Raw genomic sequence first — 15986 nt, 5'->3', positions numbered from 1 at the left:
ATATTGCCATGCTTTGGGATAATCCTTGTTCAAAAGCGGTAATGAATGATGTGTTACCCGATGAGATAAAAGGGCTTTTACCATGATAGGGATTGACCCAAAGACAGGCAAAACAGTGACAGGATTTGAAGCGCTTAAACGGCGCTTCATTCGTATTTTAACTACGGAAATTTCAAGCCGAGTGAAACGACGAAAGGTAGGTAATCCGGCGTTACGTTGTCTCGGTAAGCTGCAAACCCCACAAACCACGTTAATCATTCAAAACCTTACGTTGTCGGCCTTTACTGAGCATCAAAATGGTCTATCTGAGTTTAAAGCCACTCAATGTGTCGCTCAGCCAACCGCGACGGGGTATTCCATTAAAGTGATTGGTAAGTGGAAAGGCAATCAACTCAAACTTGAAGGTGAATTATGACCATCCCTAATGCATTTAAAGAGCCGTCGTTTGAAGCCTTATTTGATGATTATGTGGCTTTTGCGGTTAATTACGTTCAAGAGTCGAACCCAGAAATGGCGGTTCAACTTGAAGAAGCGTTTCGTAATGAAGCGGAAACCTTAGCGCAAGTGACACAAGCTTTCATGCTAAAGCGATTGGCTGAAATTCGAGAGCAGAACTATTGGGCTCTGCAGATGTTCAGAAAGTTTGTGACTGAAAGCGACATGGTGGATTTGTTAGCAGCGCAATATCAGCTTAAACGCCAAGTGCTCATCCCTGAAGACATTAATGTTTTCCCACCTAAAGCGGCGGTGATGGAGAGCAATGACAGTTTATTGCAGCGCTTTGATTTAGCGCCGTACATGTTTCACACCACAGGCACTCGCGCCGGTTATCGTTTTCATGCGCTGACTTTGGATGAACGACCAACCATGACGGTGAGCTCAGAGTCTGATGCGGTAGTGATGCGCTTTGAGTTTCCAAAAGAGAGTCAACCGGCACAGGTTAAAGATGCCAGAGCCAAAATGCTGGTCCCAAACAGTGGTCAAGTTCAAGTAGCGTTGGTCAGTCGTGAAAACCCAGATGGTACGGCAAGCCCCGAGCTGATTAAACGCGCCAGTGATTATCTAAATCGTGATGACATTGCTCAAGAAACGGATGAGGTCACAGTGAAAAGCAGTGTTCCAAAACCGTATGTGATTGAAGCGACGTTATTCACAGGAGGTGATCCAGTGAATGACATTTCAAAAGAAGAAGCCCAAAACGCTGCATTACATTTTGCGGATAAAAGCCAGATACTTGAAGGGCGAGTTGAGCGGCTTGAACTTGGCCATGTGTTTTATTCATTAGGGGCGAAGCGTGTTGAAATAACCAAACCCACAGCAGATATTTTATGTTTGTGGGATGAAGCGCCGCACTGCACAGAGGTGATCATCAATGTCAAAGCCCAATGAGTTTGTGTCGGTTCAACCTGAGAATCGAACCTTGATTGAAGAGGGATTAGAGTTTGCCTGGCATCGCTTATTAAGTGCATCAGAAAACCCTTATCCAGAATTGAAACAACCCCTTTTAACCTCTGATGAGTTTGTGTCTTTGCTTGCCTCTGAGCGTGGCGTCTTGGATTGGCAACCCAATGATACGATGAAACAACGGCGAGAAACCACAGAGCAAGCCTTTGCTATTCATCGAAAAGCAGGAACACGGTTTGGTTTATCTCAAGCCTTGAGTGTGTTGAACATCACCACGGAAATCAAAAAGGGAGAGTTGGCGTACTCGCTAGAGATTGATGGTTTCTTATCAGATCTACCTATTGATAAAGAGACGACCACTCGAATTGGTTCACGAATTGATAACTACAAATCAGAGCGTGATACGGTTGATATTGCCCTTATCCGCTCTGCAGATTCACATGCCTTTATAGGCTCAACCATTCAAACCGGTGTTGTTATAGAAATAGGTGCTGCATGAGTACAGAATATTTGAATTACATTACGTTGGCAGGGCTTAACGAAGAAGCATTGGCGAAAGAAGAAGGTCGTAAGGTTACGATTGCAAAAGTGGTGATTGGCCTTGGATTATTGCCAAATGATGAACAACCACAAAATCAAACAGCGTTATTACAATCTAAAGCGGAAGCGGTCTGTTTGGTAAAAGCGATAGATACTGAACATGGCTTCTATCGTGTTGAAGCAGATATACCCATTCCTGATTCGGGTTATAACTATTTTGAAATTGGTACCTTAACCGATACTAGCGTTCTTTATTCATACGCACGCTCACGCGGCGATTATGTTGCCGGAAAAGCAGATTCAGATGGGAAACTCACACGAATTAGACTGAACTTTAGAACGGATAACTCAGAGTTAATTACCATCACTCAAGATGATTCAGTGCTCTATACGCCAATCACGGATTTTGAAGCGCATGTTGAGAATGATAAAGCGCATGAACAGTATGAGCGAAAAGACAATGCGGCAACCGATGCCGAAATAGATTCCGAATCCCAAGAAAAAAAGCATATTCAGCTACCTCAGTTATGGCGAGCATTAACACCACAGCGATTAATTGATAAATTGTGGTTAGGTCTTGCAGCAAAGATTTGTCCTGTTGGTGTTTCATTACCTTGGGAGAGTGACATTGCTCCTGAAGGATGGGCTATTCGAAAGGGACAAGCTTTTGATTTAATAGCATGTCCTAAACTTGCTGAAATTTGGCCTGATGGAATTATTCCAGATATGAGAGGGAATGGTTTTATTGGTAAAGAGGAGAGTGAAACAGTTGGTGTATTTGAAGAAGGTGAGGTTAAAAGCCATGGACATGACGGTTCTAGTGTTAGCTCTACAGATTTAGGTAACAAAACAACTAATACAACAGGTAATCATGCTCACAATATAAAAATGAAAACAACAGTTTCGGGCTCATCAGCACTGCCGCAACAATATAATGGAGCACACGCAGCAACACGACAAACTGATGCTGCAGGTAATCACTCACATACAGTAGCGATAGGTTCTCACGCTCACACCATAATGATTGCTCTATTTGGCACACTTAAAAACACCATCAATCATCGTAAATGTAACTGGATAGTGAGACTTGCATAATGAATAACATTCAAAAGAAATCAGTTACTTTACAAGTTTCACGAATTCATGGTGATGGTTGGTGGCTAGGTAATGGTGAAGAGCATGTTGCAGGAGGTACGGCATTAGGTGACGACTGTACTGAAAATATTTATGAGCTAAGTACCAATGGTGTAATTGGTAAATATGATCACCAACTAAATACCTGGTTAGAAATTGAAGATAAATCAGCGTATGAGTTTTGGTCTCCAACCGGTGATGCTTTTGTTATTGGCACACCCGATGGGGATTACCCTGAATGGGCAGTGAAAGAAGCGCCGCCAAAATTCGACAAAGAAATTCAAACCGTTCTTTATGAGAATGGTGAATGGAAAGTGTTTGGAATTTTACTGGGTGAAAAATACTGGGATAGTGAGACGAATGAGTTTGTTATCTCTGATTATAATTTCACGTTGCCAGATAAGCATTCATTTACTAAACCGCCAGAGCCAAAGGAAGGCTTTGCAGTTCGTTTAATTTATAATCAATGGAAACAGCTCGATGACCATCGTGGGAAAATTGCGTTTGCTAAAGATCGTGATAACGATGAGAAAGGGGATTATCAAGTTGAAGAACTCGGAGTAATTCCAAGTACTCATACATTGTTAGAGCCTGAGCCATTTGATTCATGGAATGTAGAACTTGGTGTTTGGCAGTACGATGAAGCGCGTTATCGTACTCATTGGATAGAAACAGAAAAACAGTGGCAACTGAATGTGCTCACCAACGTTGAAGCTGAATTATTGTTTTATGCTCAAGATAAACAAATCCCTGAAATCTATTCAGAGCTTCGTAAAACCAATTACACCGAAGATGATTATTACTCGCTACTTGGTGATCGCATTCTCTTAAATGAATACCTTGAACAACAAGACTTTCCAGAATGTGGCCGACCTAAACTATCAGGCTTAGTGCCAGACTAATCACATCAACCAATCACTTCAGAACCCAGCCATTGCGCTGGGTTTTCTTTTATCTAGCCACAGGAAAACCCTATGGACAAAAACAGTAAAAGCGATGGGCGAATTGAATATCAAATTCTAAAGCCCTTTCGATTGGCCAAGCGTTGGGTTCTGCTCAATGAAAAGACCATTCGTCTTCATCCAAGACAAGCCAGCTTTCTTCTTCTCAATGGAAAGATTGCTAAGCCTGTTACTCAACCGACTAAAGCCGAGGTGAAATAATGGCAGAAATGATCCCAATTCAGGATTTTGAATTAAACGGCGCTGAAGTCATTGCGATTGAGCCATTACCAAGTATGGGGCCATTAGCTCAGCATGTGGTGTGCTTGGTGGGTACTGCACCAAATAAACATGCAGGTATTGCTTACAATGAACTGGTGCGTTTGTTTGATTACCCACAAGCCAAAATGATGTTAGATACCACAAACACCAGTGAAGGAACGTTGCCATTATTAGCGCGTTATTTACTGGGGTATGTTCGTGCAGTGTTCTATGTGATTGTGGTTGAAGAAGGTGTCGATAAACCAGCCACAGAAACCAATGTGATTGGTGGTGTGGATGCAAACACCGGCGCGACCTCTGGCTTGTTTTCAATTAAAGGTTGCCCTGAAACTCCAACCTTGATTGGGGCACCAGGCTTTAATTCCATTCCGTTTGTTCAAAAGCTTTGCACCGTGGCGCGTGATATTCATTGTCGTCCCATTGTTGATGGTCCAAATACCAACGATACCGAAGCCGCAGAGTTTGCCAGTGAATTTGGCGCTGAAGGAACAGGGCAAGATAAACTCAGCATTATCGACCCATGGTTTATTAAAACCTACGACGGCTTACCAACGGTATTACCAGCCTCAATCGCTCTTATCTCTGCCATGGCGGCGGTTGAAGGGTATGAATCACCACAAAACCAAGGCGTGTTGTGTGATGAGCCTTGTCGTTTAGTTACTTACAAGATTGGCGATAAGACCACCCAAGCCAACTTCTTGAATAAACACGGTGTGGCCACCATGGCAAAAACGCGCATGGGTGGCGTGTCTATCATTGGAAATCGAACCAACACAGGGCGCTTTATGGCTCATGTGGGTTTAGAAGATCTGATGGTACGTAAACTAGAAGAGACCTCTCAGCCCTACATGGGCAAATTGCTCACTGAAGAGTTTATGGACAGTGTGGTTGAGCGCTTGAGCAACTGGGGTCAATCCTTAGTGGCTGATGGGGTTATTCCTGTCTTTCGTGCCTACTTGCATCCAAGCAAAAACAACCTTGAAAACTACAATTCAGGCCGTTGGTTCTTGTGTGTGGATTATGGTCGTTATAGCCCGAATGAACACATGGTGTATGAAATGTCCGTGGATAACGGATTGATTGAACAATGGCTTGAGGAGGTCGTAAATGGTTGATCGTGTTCGATTACGATTATCAGCAGTGGTGCAGGATGTGCCATTGGTGAATGAGATTGTGGAATTTAGTGCACCAGAAGTGACGTTTAAAACCGCCGCGAACGAAGGCAGCTTTGTTCAAAGTGAAGACGTTGTGGGTATGGATTTACTTAAATGGTCCATGAAGGTTCGTGGTAAACATGCTGATTTGGTGATGTCGTTGGGTCGTTATGCTTTATCTGAAGCGCAAGTTAACGTGACGGAAAAAGGCAAAGACAGCAACGATGGTGGATATAAAGCGCAATACTCTCTCTATTCTACCATTAGCTCTATTAAGCAAGAGACAGTGAAGATGGGAGAAAAGCCGGTGTGCACGATTGAAGGAACCTGTAAATCTTACAAGCTGATTGATAACGGTAAAACGGTGTATGACATTGATACCCGAACCGGAAAAACCACCATTGGCGGTGTCGATCTTATGGGCCAATACGGCGCGACTGCTTAACCACATTGTGACATTACTTTTAATAGGGGCTTCGGCTCCTTTTTTTGATCGAGATAATTATGAAAAAGACCTCTGCATTGCCATTTTTTCGTTTAAATGACAGCGACACCTTAACGATTTCTTCTATGACACTTGAAGTGTTTCGAAAACTCCCATTCATCAACAAAGAAGGCAAACTCACTGATAAAGAGCTGTTTGACCAACAAAAAGCGGTCATTCTTGAAACGACAGTATTAACAGAAGAGCAGTTTGAAGCGTTAACCGCCCCCGATTTTAATACCTTAGCCAATGATTGTACGACTTATATCTTAACGGGCAGCGATGAACTCCAAGATAAGAAACTGGCGAACGACTGCTATGAATTTGATTTACTTTTCCCGTTTGAAAATGAAGTGGGTGAGAAGATTGAACACATCAAATTTACGGTACCAAAAGTGAAGCATTCACAAGCGCTAACGGACATCAGTGAAAAGCAATTACGTGAAGATTTCATGTTTCAGGTGGTGTGTGATTTGGATAAAGAAGATCTGCAGAAGATGTCGGTAAATGATTACTTAACGATTAAACCGAAGGTCGGTGATTTTTTTCTACAGTCGGCGGCTTACTTTCAAGTGACGACGTCGAAAACTTAATTGATGTGATCCCGATGTACCGCAATACCTCTGAAACCGAGTTAAAGGAATGGCGGCAGGATTTAGCGGTGCATCGATACGAGCTGATTTTAACTAAGCTGGGGATTAAGAAGCGATGAGCAATCAAAAAAGCAAAGTATCTTTATTGCTTGATGTAACAACCAAAGGCTTGGGGGACGTAGTATCAACCACCAAAGCCACTGAAAAGTTAAGTAATGCCCTTGAGCAACAACGCAATGATGTGGCCGCCTTAAACCGAGACTTAAAAAAGGTCGAAGGCTATCAAGCCACGGAGCAATCACTGCAAAAAGTAAATGCCAAACTTGATGCCTCAAAGGTGAAGTTATCAGGACTAGGCGCAGAGCTTAGCGACAGCCAGAAGAAAAACCGAACTCTGGCTGAAAGCTATAAAAGCACTGAACAATCACTGGGTTTACTTCATAAGAAATTAGCCGATCCCACGGCGTTTAACCTCTCCCAATCTGAAACTAAATCGTTAGGTGTTGAGATTGCAAAAACCGAGTTACGGCTTGAAAAGCTCTCTGATGAAATGGCCAGCAACGCCATTCACACCAACAAACTGCGCTCATCCCAATACCAAGCCAAGAAACAGATAGACCGTTATTCCTCAAGCAGTGATACCCAATCGGCCAAGCTTAGAAAACTGCAGAGTGAATTGAAAGGCGCTGGCCTTAATACCGATAAGTTATCAGATGAGCAGCAACGATTAAAAACCGCCAGTGAGCGAGCCACCGGCGCGTTAGAAAAACAAGGACGACAACTTAAAGAGCTCAATTCTATTCAAAGCCGAATAGATAAACGAAATGCCAAACTTGGAGAGTTACAAAGCCAAGCATCAGGTCTTGCCATGGCAGCCGCTCCAATTGCCGGCACCATGTATGCCGCGATAAAGAATGAATCCTCCTTTGCGGATGTGAAGAAGGTGCTCTCTGATAAAAATGATCCTCAAGATGCCGCAAAAATGCAAGCATTGAGAGAGTGGTCATTAAAAGAGTCGGGCAATATGCCGATGTCGGCCACTGAAATCAACGCCATGTTGGCGGCTGGTGGTCAAAGTGGCATTAAGGATCATGAAAAGCTCAAAGCGTTTGTTCTTGATTCTGCCAAGATGGGCGTGGCGTTTGATATGGAGGCAGGTGAAGCCGGTGAAACGCTCGCTACTTTTAAAGCCTCAATGGGATTGGATCAAAAAGGGGCGGTTGGCTTAGCTGGTCTTTCAAATTATCTCTCGAATAATTCCAACGCAAAAGCCAAAGACATTGCCGGAGTCATGGCGCGAGAAGGAGCAACCGCCAAAACGGGTGGTTTTAAAGTTAATGAATCCGCAGCATTAGCGGCTTCACTGCTTTCCACTGGTATGAATGAAGAGCGAGCAGGAACGGCACTAAAAAACATTTCAGGACGTTTGACGTTAGGTGATGCGGCCAGTGGTAATCAACAAAAAGCACTAAGCTCATTGGGGTTTGATTCAGGCTCGTTAGCGGCAGATATGCAAACCGATGCATCAGGAACCTTATTAGAAGTGCTTGATGCCTTAAAGAACGCGCCACTTGAAGAGCAAAGTGCGCTCATTTCTCAAATCTTTGGGGAAGAGGCCAAAGGCGCGGTGGCAGCGTTAGCCGGTAACACCAAAAACTTCACTGATATTTTAAAACTCGCCAATGAAAGCCAAGAAGTACACGTTCAATCGCTGCAAGATGAATACGATGCGCGTGTGAACACCACTGAAAATGGCATTAAACAGTTTGTAAATAAACTCAATGCGTTGGCGGTGGTGCTGGGTGAGAAGTTATTACCAGGACTGAACTGGGTATTAACCCCATTAGGTGCCGTGGTTGAGGGTGTCACCGCGTTTGCACAAGAAAGTGATGTGCTTGTGCCGGTTATCATGGGCGGTATTGGGGCAATACTTGCGTTCAAAACTGCGTTAATTGCAGGAAAAGCCGCGTCATTACTCTTTGGTAATACCGTTGATAAAACTCGTCTGTTTAAAAAAGGATTAAACCGAGAAACCCAAGAAAGTGGCAAGGCGGCGTCTTATGCAACTAAGGCATTTAAAGGATTAAACCAAGAGCTTAAACGCTCTGGCGGCTCAAGAGGATCACGTTCTGGTTCAGGTAAGCGCTCTCGACGTCGTTCAAAATCTAGAAATCCATTGTCTCGTATTGCTGGTTCATTTTCTCATTCCAAAAGAGGCATTCCATTAGCCTTGGCTGGTGGAGCAATTGCTAGTTTACCAGGCATGGCGATGGCGCAAGATGCCATTGATATGGGTGCTGATGCAGCGCAGTCTGCAGGACGACTTGGTCTTGCCAAAGTATTGCGACCATTAAACATGGCCATCAGTGGTGTTGATGCAGTGCAATCATTATCAGAAGGAGATATGGAAGGTGCAGGCAGCTCACTTGGCAGTTTAGCCGGTGGCATGGGAGGCGCATCGTTAGGTGCTGCGATTGGAACCATGATTTTGCCAGGCATTGGCACCATGCTTGGTGGTCTTGCTGGTTCAATGATTGGGGATATGGGCGGTGAAATGTTAGGTGGATGGTTTGGCAGCAAACTAACCTCATCCGATGAAGTTAGCCAAAAGGTCGAAGAGAAAGCCAATAAAGATGTACTGCAGGAAAAGAGTTCAGCCGTTCACTTTGCACCACAAATCAACATAACCCCATCCAAAGGCCAAGATGAAATAGCCATAGCCAAACAAGTGACAGAGCAAATGCAGCAACAATTCAGTTATCTCATGGGCGGTCATTCAATTGAATCACGCTTTAATTATGCCGGAATAGACAGAGGATAAGGAGCCATACATGCATCACCTTGTTATTGGTGAGTTTGTATTTTCGGTGGGGGATAAAACCCCCATTATGAAAATGAACCGTGTCACAACAGGCCGCTTTACTGAAATAAGTCTGGTTGATGGTGCGATGTCATCACCCACAGGAAAACCCCTTGAAACGCTTTCTATTACGGCCAAGTGGTTACGCCAAACCGCAGAAGATAATGTGGAGCGTTTACGCCAAATGGTCGATGAGCCACAACAAGTCAGCAATGGCGGAGGGGTAAACCTAGGTCAATGGACCATTAAAAGCATCAATGAAGGAAAATCAGAATTGGTGCATAACGGCTCGGCGCAAGTTACCGACGTCACTCTTGAGTTATTGGAGTATCGATGAAAGTCACTGCACATAAAGGGGATCTCATTACGGATGTCCTTTTTAAACATACAGGTCAAGATGATGACCAATTAGAAGCCGACTTCTATCAATTAAATCCTCACGTTCGTGGGGATTTTTTTATGGAAGAAACCATGGTCACCATTCCTGAAGTCAGTTTTAAACAAAATATCAAAGAGGTAAACCGCTCATGGGACTAGAACTCAAAGGCAAACACAGTGAAATGATGCTCTCTTTACTGCAAAGCTGGACGCTGCGTGATGAAAACGGCATCGATGGCGATGATCTAAAGTTAGTCATTCACTCGTCAGACATTGATGGTTTACCGCCAAAGGGCGAGAAGTACACAGTTTATCTTGATGAGGTAAATCGTGGCGTGTTCCAAATCTCAGGCCGTCAATTCTCAGTAGAGCCAAGAACCATCACGATCACCATGACGGTGTCCCCATTCTCAATCAAAGATAACTCAGGCTTTAGAGAAAGAAAGAGCATGAGCTGGAACAAAGCAACGCTAGGCCAAGTGGTCTCTGATTGCGTTTCTCCACATGGGTTCGTTCCTTTTGTCGCTCCTGAATTACAAAAAATTGAAATCGAGAGTTTACATAGGCTCGATGAAAGCACGTTGCCTTTTCTTCGTAAATTAGCAAAACGTTATGATGCGATTGCAAAGCCGGTGGAAGGTCGTTTTGTTTTTGTGCCTATTGGCCAACGTTCAACTTCAAGCGGTAAAGATATTCAATCCATTACGCTGTCACTTCCTGATGAAAACAAAGCCCTTAACTCAAACTTTGTGAATGTCTCGGGTGACTTGGATGGCCGCAATGATTTTTCAGGGGTTAAAGCGTTCTATTTAGATCCAACGGACAGTTCAAGAAAAGAAGTCAGTATTGGGTCCTCACCGTTTAAACGTCTAGGTCAGGATAAGAACAATCAACAAGAAGCCGATCAAGCGTGTCATGCTGAGCTTAGAAAAATACAAAGACAAGGCCGCAAAGTCACCATTCAAGCACCAGCCATTGCCACGGCTTTTGCGGAAGGTCATGTAATTTTAGATGGTTCATTTCCAAGCGTGGCACAAGGGACGTATTCCATTGATTCAGTCAGTCTCAGCGGAGCAGGAAAACAAGCCACACGCATGAGCTTGCAAGCCACATTATTGGGGGAATGATGATCACAATGAATCAAAATGCACTGTTTCAGACTACGGTGCGATGCAAAATATCAGAAGCTCAAATCAAGAAATACAGTCGTGACAGCCAAGTGAGACAACTTAAAGATGAGCGTTATTCGTTGTATTTGCGATTTAAGCAGAATCGAGAGCAGGGAAGTTGGATTTATTATGAATATAAAGACGGCAAACAAAAGAGTTATCGTATTGGTAAATATCCAGATTTAAACGCCAAAGGTGCATTTGAAGTGCTTAATGCGTTTATTGTTGAGCTGACAACAGGAAAACCAGTATCAGGTAATTTGTTCTCAACGGTTGATGAAGTGGTGTGTTGGTATGTAGAGCGTGAGTACCAAACAAGAGACGTGTCTAAAAATCGTATCACGGGCATTAAGTCGATGGCAGACAATCATCTTATGTCTAATTTGCATTGCTTACCTATTCGAGAGTTAACGCATAAAAGTGTAGATGAGCTTTTAATCAAACCATTATTGAAATCCTGTTTTGCAAATAGCTATATCAGAACCATCTTTCAATTACTCAAAGTGTGTTTTACGCGAGCTAAAAAGCTTAATTATTTAACGTTTAACCCAATGGATGAAATGAAGTTCACGGACTTTGTTACTAAGCGAATTGATGTAAAAGGATCACGTCTAAAGCCTGATGATATGCCAGAGTTGCTTTCTAAAATCACTAGAGCCAATCCTATTGAGCGCGTTCTCTGTTCAATGATGCTTTGCCATGGCACGCGATTAGGTGAAACACGTCTTGCGAAATGGAGGCATATCAACCTTAAACAAAAGAGATGGGTTATCCCTAAAGAGAATACGAAATCGAAAAAAGAGATCGTTTATCCATTATCTAATGACATGGTGGCTTTACTGAGTGAGTTTAAACAGTGGCAAATAAAGCATAACTACGCCATCAATAACGTATTTCCTTTAAACAAGCGAGATTTGCACCCAATCCATTCAGTGAGAGCGTCTGAATTAGTGAGAGCGGTGAGCAATAAAGAATGGTCAGCTCATGACTTACGAAAGGTGGCCAGAACGGTATGGGCTGATTTAGGTGTTGATTACATGGTTGCTGAGACATTATTGAACCATGCGAAAGATAAGCTCGATCAAGCGTATATTCACACTCATTTGGAAATGAAGAAGAAAGAAGCCCTAAATACCTACCATCAATGGCTAAATAATTGCTGTCACCACTGTCTTAGTGCTGATCTAGTTGCTTAAGAGATCGTTTAAAAGATCATTAAAATCAAATCGAAAGTTCAATTCTCATTGTTAATTACAGAGGGTAGTAAAATCATGCCAAATTTAGCCAAAAATGAGCATATTTCAGAAGATTTATTGAAATGCGCACGTTCGGTACCACACCAAGTTGGGCTGCTTAAATTGAGCAAGACGCAGTTAATTGTTCTGCAGTCGATTAAAGAGGGTGAAGAGGTGACACCGTCACAGATTGCGGGTAGGTGCGGTTTATCATCAAGCTGGGCAAGTTCGTTGTTGAAGAGGTTGGCAGAGAAGTATTACTTAACTCGAAGTTGTATGCAGCAGTTAACGGGTGGAGTTGAGTATAGGTATATAAAAGAGGGATAAATCATCCCTCTTTAGTTTACGATGTGTTTTTAATGTTTATTTATAGTTCTGTATATTTAGTGGCATTTCCGAAACTTTTTTCAATAGGGTATTTCTCTGCATTTTTAATGATTTTTTTATGCGAGGCTTCGATAATATCAATATCAGTTTTATCAGCTAACCTTAATAAATATAAGAATACGTCAGCGAGTTCTTCCTCAACTTTAGCCTTCTGTGCTGTTGTTAAGTTTGTACTCTCATTTGGAGTTAACCATTGAAAAATTTCAGTTAGTTCACCAGCTTCTCCACTAAGAGCCATAGCTAGATTTTTTGGTGAATGAAATTTATCCCAATCGCGTTCTTGGGCAAAAACTTTTAGTGATTCTTGAATTTCTTTAATATTATTGTTTTTCATAAATGGCCTTCAATTCATCAATATTTAGCCATGGTTTCTTCCGATGAATCATTCGGTGGCAATTCGCACAAAGAATAGCTAACTCATCAAGTTTAGTTTCTTTATTTTTATCTCTAAGGCTTAAGGGATTTTTATGGTGACATTCGGCAAAACCAAAACCATGATCGCCATAAGTTTTTTGGAAATCAGTATTACAGACTTCACATGCAAGTTGTCCTGTCTCTTTTAATACTTGTTCTTTTTTTATAAGAGCTAAGCCGTTGTCTCTTTCTCTGGATTTATGTAAACGATAAATTGGACGGCCTTCGTAAGCAGAATGTTCATTAAACTCCTTATCATCAGCAATTATTTCTTCGAGTTGTGTTATTGACTCTGCTCTTGTTATTGCGCCTTGAGTACATGCAGAGTAACGAACCGCTTCAACAAACTCTGAGTTGAAAAACTCAGTACCAAAAAATATATTTCCTTCACGTTTTTCTGTTATTTCAAATTCAAAACGATTTGGATAAACATCATCAGGCCAAACGGTACTGTGTGATTCGTAGTGGGACTTGGTTACTTTCCCAAAAGTAATGCTTTGTACGACACCTCGGAATAGATCTAGTTTGTCTTTACCCACTCTAGAAAAGCCAGGTGGTGGAGTTCCCTCAGCTTTAAGCCAAGAAATTGAATAAACAAATACTACAAGGTCTCCTTCTTGAACATCGACGATTGTATTCTTTTTTGCTTCATGAACACCCCATATTCCATTGTTCATTCCTATTGGAAAATTGATACGGGAGTGAGGTTTATCTGATACGTAAATAGCCCAAATCATATTGTAACTCTTTAATTATAATTATTATTTTGATTGTACTTGATAAATAAATTTCATATCAAGTTAGATAGGTACTTCTGGAGCCTAAATCTCAACCTACGGGGGGACATCCCGAGGAATGAAAATTTTTCGGGCTCTATGGTCACCACCAGCATTGCTTTATAGAACAGAATTCTTTACTCTAAACTAAAAGCCGTGATGCATAACACTAGCTACTAATTGGTATAAAAATGAAAAACATATTTAAAAGCTTTTATCAACCAGCAGATATTGAATTAGAAGAACTTTGGAATAAAGCTATCTTTGTATTTGATACAAATGTATTAACAAATCTGTATCGATATCAATCTAGTACTCGTGAATCTTTGCTAAAAGTTATGGAACAGCTTAATGATAGAGTCTGGATTCCTCATCATGTAGCACTTGAATATCAAAGAAATCGTCTAACGGTCGTGGGTGAGCAACATAAAAAATTTAATGATACAAAAAAAATTGTAGAAAGTGCGGTTAGTGATTTACAAAAAAAGCTAGAAAATTTACAACTAAAAAAAAGACATAGTCATATTAATCCAGACTCGTTGATCAATGGTATTAATGAGTTAAGTCAACAGTTCTTTAAAGAGCTAGATGTTTTCGAAGCAGATAGTATAAAAGTTGGTACTACAGATCTTTTACGAGATAGGTTAGATAATCTATTTGCAGAAAAAGTAGGAGAAGCTCCAAGTCAAGAATGTATATTAAGCATAGAAAAAGAAGGTAAAGAACGCTTTAATAAACAAATCCCACCAGGATATCAAGATTCTAATAAAGCTAAAAACGGTGATGATAGTTATATCTTTGGTGGTGTTGAATATCATAGACAATATGGAGACTTGATCGTTTGGAAACAAATGCTTGAGTATGTTAAATTAATTGATATAAAGCATTTGATCTTTATTACTGATGATAACAAGGAAGATTGGTGGCAAAAAAACCAAGGCAAAACAATTAGCTTGAGAACTGAATTAATTGACGAAATTTTTAGAGATACTAACTTAGAAGGCTTTTATGCATATAAGTCAGAATCCTTTTTAACGAATGCAAATAAATATCTTGATGAAGATATTTCGCAAGAGGTTATTGAAGAAATAAAATTAACATCTGATATTCAAAAAGGTTTAGAAGAAAGTAAAATAGTAGCTTTAATGTCAGAACATGATGTAGATAAAAATTTTGATTTACATATTAAATGGTTAGAAGAGCAAGAACGAATAGCTAAGCAAACTGACCTTCATACTCTATGGTTAGAAGATCAAGAACGAATAGCTAAGCAAGCTGACCTTCATACTCTATGGTTAGAAGAGCAAGAACGAATAGCTAAGCAAACTGACTTTCATACTCTATGGTTAGAAGAGCAAGAACGAATAGCTAAGCAAGCTGACCTTCATACTCTATGGTTAGAAGAGCAAGAACGAATAGCTAAGCAAGCTGACCTTCATACTCTATGAGTAGAAAAGCAAGGACGAATAAATAGCTAAGTACTTAAATTCTATTTCAAAGAAGGGAAGTTAATAATTATCTTTTTTATCTGTCGATTTTTAGTCACGAATTACTTTTTACGACTGAACTCAGCGATTACATAGATTGACCGCTGCTCGTTTTTCCTGAAACTAGGTGAGGGGCGTCATTTTTTTAAGCTCAACATCAGTTGATGTCACGTGATTTTTTGTCGTTAGAAATAAGTGCTTTCTTAGCCCATTCTTCAACGTACATCATATCTAGAGAATCTTGAGTTTAGTAATGAAATTTTGTTTGTTTAAAATAAGTTAAGGTTGGCACAATAGAATTGTAGTAAGTTTGTTTGTGTGTCCTAACTGCGTCTACAGTTTTAATACATATCGGCTATTTAAAATAAAAACAATAAGTTAAAAACTCAGGCCCATAATCAAAGAAGAAGAAACTTGGTGCGTTATCCTGCGGCATAAGAGTGTCCAATTAAGAGCAATACATTAATTATCAGAGATCTATCACATAATCGCAAGGCATTAGAAACAGAAGAGGAAGAAAAATTAGAACAGTATTTTCCTTATCTTAGTGATAGGGGAAATATTTGGTCAAATGTCTGTAAATTCAATATAAATCAGTGTTACAGCTTTTGGAATCGTGTCTTAAAAATGAAAATTGGAAACAAATTGAAATCTAAAAGTGTCTATTTTGTTAATCATCACCTATATTCTTTTTGAACAAGAACTTGGTTCGGGATAAAAAATTAAAGCGAAATCAAGTGATAATAAT

At 40.9% G+C, this 15986-nt stretch carries 18 protein-coding genes; 16 read left to right on the top strand and 2 right to left on the bottom strand.

Annotated elements, in window-relative coordinates; all coding sequences use genetic code 11:
• Positions 1 to 82: 82 nt before the first annotated feature.
• The 15 genes from AC2INI_RS07800 (at position 83) to AC2INI_RS07730 (ending at position 12501) form a co-directional block, all read left to right on the top strand.
• Complete coding sequence (locus AC2INI_RS07800) at positions 83 to 415, top strand: GPW/gp25 family protein (protein WP_486304537.1); 333 nt, start codon at positions 83 to 85, stop codon at positions 413 to 415.
• Positions 412 to 1389 carry a baseplate J/gp47 family protein gene (locus AC2INI_RS07795; RefSeq protein ID WP_486304536.1) on the top strand — a complete coding sequence of 326 codons (978 nt, stop codon included), beginning with the start codon at positions 412 to 414 and terminating at the stop codon, positions 1387 to 1389. Before AC2INI_RS07800 ends, AC2INI_RS07795 begins: the two co-directional genes overlap by 4 nt.
• A complete protein-coding gene (locus tag AC2INI_RS07790; RefSeq protein WP_486304535.1) occupies positions 1373 to 1903 on the top strand; it encodes a phage tail protein in 531 nt (176 codons plus the stop codon). The genes AC2INI_RS07795 and AC2INI_RS07790 overlap by 17 nt, the downstream gene beginning before the upstream one ends.
• Positions 1900 to 3039 carry a phage tail-collar fiber domain-containing protein gene (locus AC2INI_RS07785; protein WP_486304534.1) on the top strand — a complete coding sequence of 380 codons (1140 nt, stop codon included), beginning with the start codon at positions 1900 to 1902 and terminating at the stop codon, positions 3037 to 3039. The genes AC2INI_RS07790 and AC2INI_RS07785 overlap by 4 nt, the downstream gene beginning before the upstream one ends.
• Positions 3039 to 3980: a hypothetical protein gene (locus tag AC2INI_RS07780; protein WP_486304533.1), complete on the top strand. Its 942-nt coding sequence runs from the start codon at positions 3039 to 3041 to the stop codon at positions 3978 to 3980. The genes AC2INI_RS07785 and AC2INI_RS07780 overlap by 1 nt, the downstream gene beginning before the upstream one ends.
• Positions 3981 to 4052: 72 nt before the next feature.
• Positions 4053 to 4241 (top strand): hypothetical protein, encoded by a 189-nt coding sequence (locus AC2INI_RS07775; protein WP_486304532.1) that lies wholly within the window; start codon positions 4053 to 4055, stop codon positions 4239 to 4241.
• On the top strand, positions 4241 to 5416 hold the full coding sequence (locus AC2INI_RS07770) for a phage tail sheath protein (RefSeq protein ID WP_486304531.1): 1176 nt from the start codon (positions 4241 to 4243) through the stop codon (positions 5414 to 5416). The genes AC2INI_RS07775 and AC2INI_RS07770 overlap by 1 nt, the downstream gene beginning before the upstream one ends.
• On the top strand, positions 5409 to 5900 hold the full coding sequence (locus AC2INI_RS07765; RefSeq protein ID WP_065640243.1) for a phage major tail tube protein: 492 nt from the start codon (positions 5409 to 5411) through the stop codon (positions 5898 to 5900). The genes AC2INI_RS07770 and AC2INI_RS07765 overlap by 8 nt, the downstream gene beginning before the upstream one ends.
• Before the next feature lie 59 nt (positions 5901 to 5959).
• Positions 5960 to 6532, top strand: coding sequence for a phage tail assembly protein (locus tag AC2INI_RS07760; protein WP_486304530.1), 573 nt, complete (start codon positions 5960 to 5962; stop codon positions 6530 to 6532).
• A 115-nt stretch (positions 6533 to 6647) separates the two neighbouring features.
• Positions 6648 to 9353, top strand: coding sequence for a phage tail tape measure protein (locus AC2INI_RS07755; RefSeq protein WP_486304529.1), 2706 nt, complete (start codon positions 6648 to 6650; stop codon positions 9351 to 9353).
• 10 nt (positions 9354 to 9363) lie between these two features.
• Positions 9364 to 9729 carry a phage tail protein gene (locus tag AC2INI_RS07750; protein ID WP_061036757.1) on the top strand — a complete coding sequence of 122 codons (366 nt, stop codon included), beginning with the start codon at positions 9364 to 9366 and terminating at the stop codon, positions 9727 to 9729.
• Positions 9726 to 9929 (top strand): hypothetical protein, encoded by a 204-nt coding sequence (locus AC2INI_RS07745; protein WP_122033612.1) that lies wholly within the window; start codon positions 9726 to 9728, stop codon positions 9927 to 9929. The genes AC2INI_RS07750 and AC2INI_RS07745 overlap by 4 nt, the downstream gene beginning before the upstream one ends.
• Complete coding sequence (locus AC2INI_RS07740) at positions 9920 to 10897, top strand: hypothetical protein (RefSeq protein WP_486304528.1); 978 nt, start codon at positions 9920 to 9922, stop codon at positions 10895 to 10897. Before AC2INI_RS07745 ends, AC2INI_RS07740 begins: the two co-directional genes overlap by 10 nt.
• A gap of 8 nt (positions 10898 to 10905) precedes the next feature.
• Positions 10906 to 12135: a tyrosine-type recombinase/integrase gene (locus tag AC2INI_RS07735; protein WP_486304527.1), complete on the top strand. Its 1230-nt coding sequence runs from the start codon at positions 10906 to 10908 to the stop codon at positions 12133 to 12135.
• Between the two features lie 75 nt (positions 12136 to 12210).
• On the top strand, positions 12211 to 12501 hold the full coding sequence (locus AC2INI_RS07730; protein ID WP_486304526.1) for a MarR family transcriptional regulator: 291 nt from the start codon (positions 12211 to 12213) through the stop codon (positions 12499 to 12501).
• A 40-nt stretch (positions 12502 to 12541) separates the two neighbouring features.
• On the opposite strand, the gene AC2INI_RS07725 is transcribed toward AC2INI_RS07730, so the two are convergent.
• Together AC2INI_RS07725 and AC2INI_RS07720 are read right to left on the bottom strand one after the other, a co-directional pair.
• Entirely contained in the window at positions 12542 to 12895 is a 354-nt protein-coding gene (locus tag AC2INI_RS07725; protein WP_486304525.1) for a nucleotide pyrophosphohydrolase, read from the bottom strand.
• Entirely contained in the window at positions 12882 to 13712 is an 831-nt protein-coding gene (locus tag AC2INI_RS07720; protein WP_486304524.1) for an HNH endonuclease, read from the bottom strand. Before AC2INI_RS07720 ends, AC2INI_RS07725 begins: the two co-directional genes overlap by 14 nt.
• A 230-nt stretch (positions 13713 to 13942) precedes the next feature.
• On the opposite strand from AC2INI_RS07720, the gene AC2INI_RS07715 reads away from it, so the two are divergent.
• Positions 13943 to 15199, top strand: coding sequence for a PIN-like domain-containing protein (locus AC2INI_RS07715; RefSeq protein WP_486304523.1), 1257 nt, complete (start codon positions 13943 to 13945; stop codon positions 15197 to 15199).
• The last annotated feature ends 787 nt before the right edge of the window (positions 15200 to 15986 follow it).

The sequence above is a fragment of the Aliivibrio friggae genome (assembly GCF_057368515.1).
Note: the sequence above shows the minus strand (reverse complement) of the source record. Positions and strands in the feature narration are given on the sequence as shown.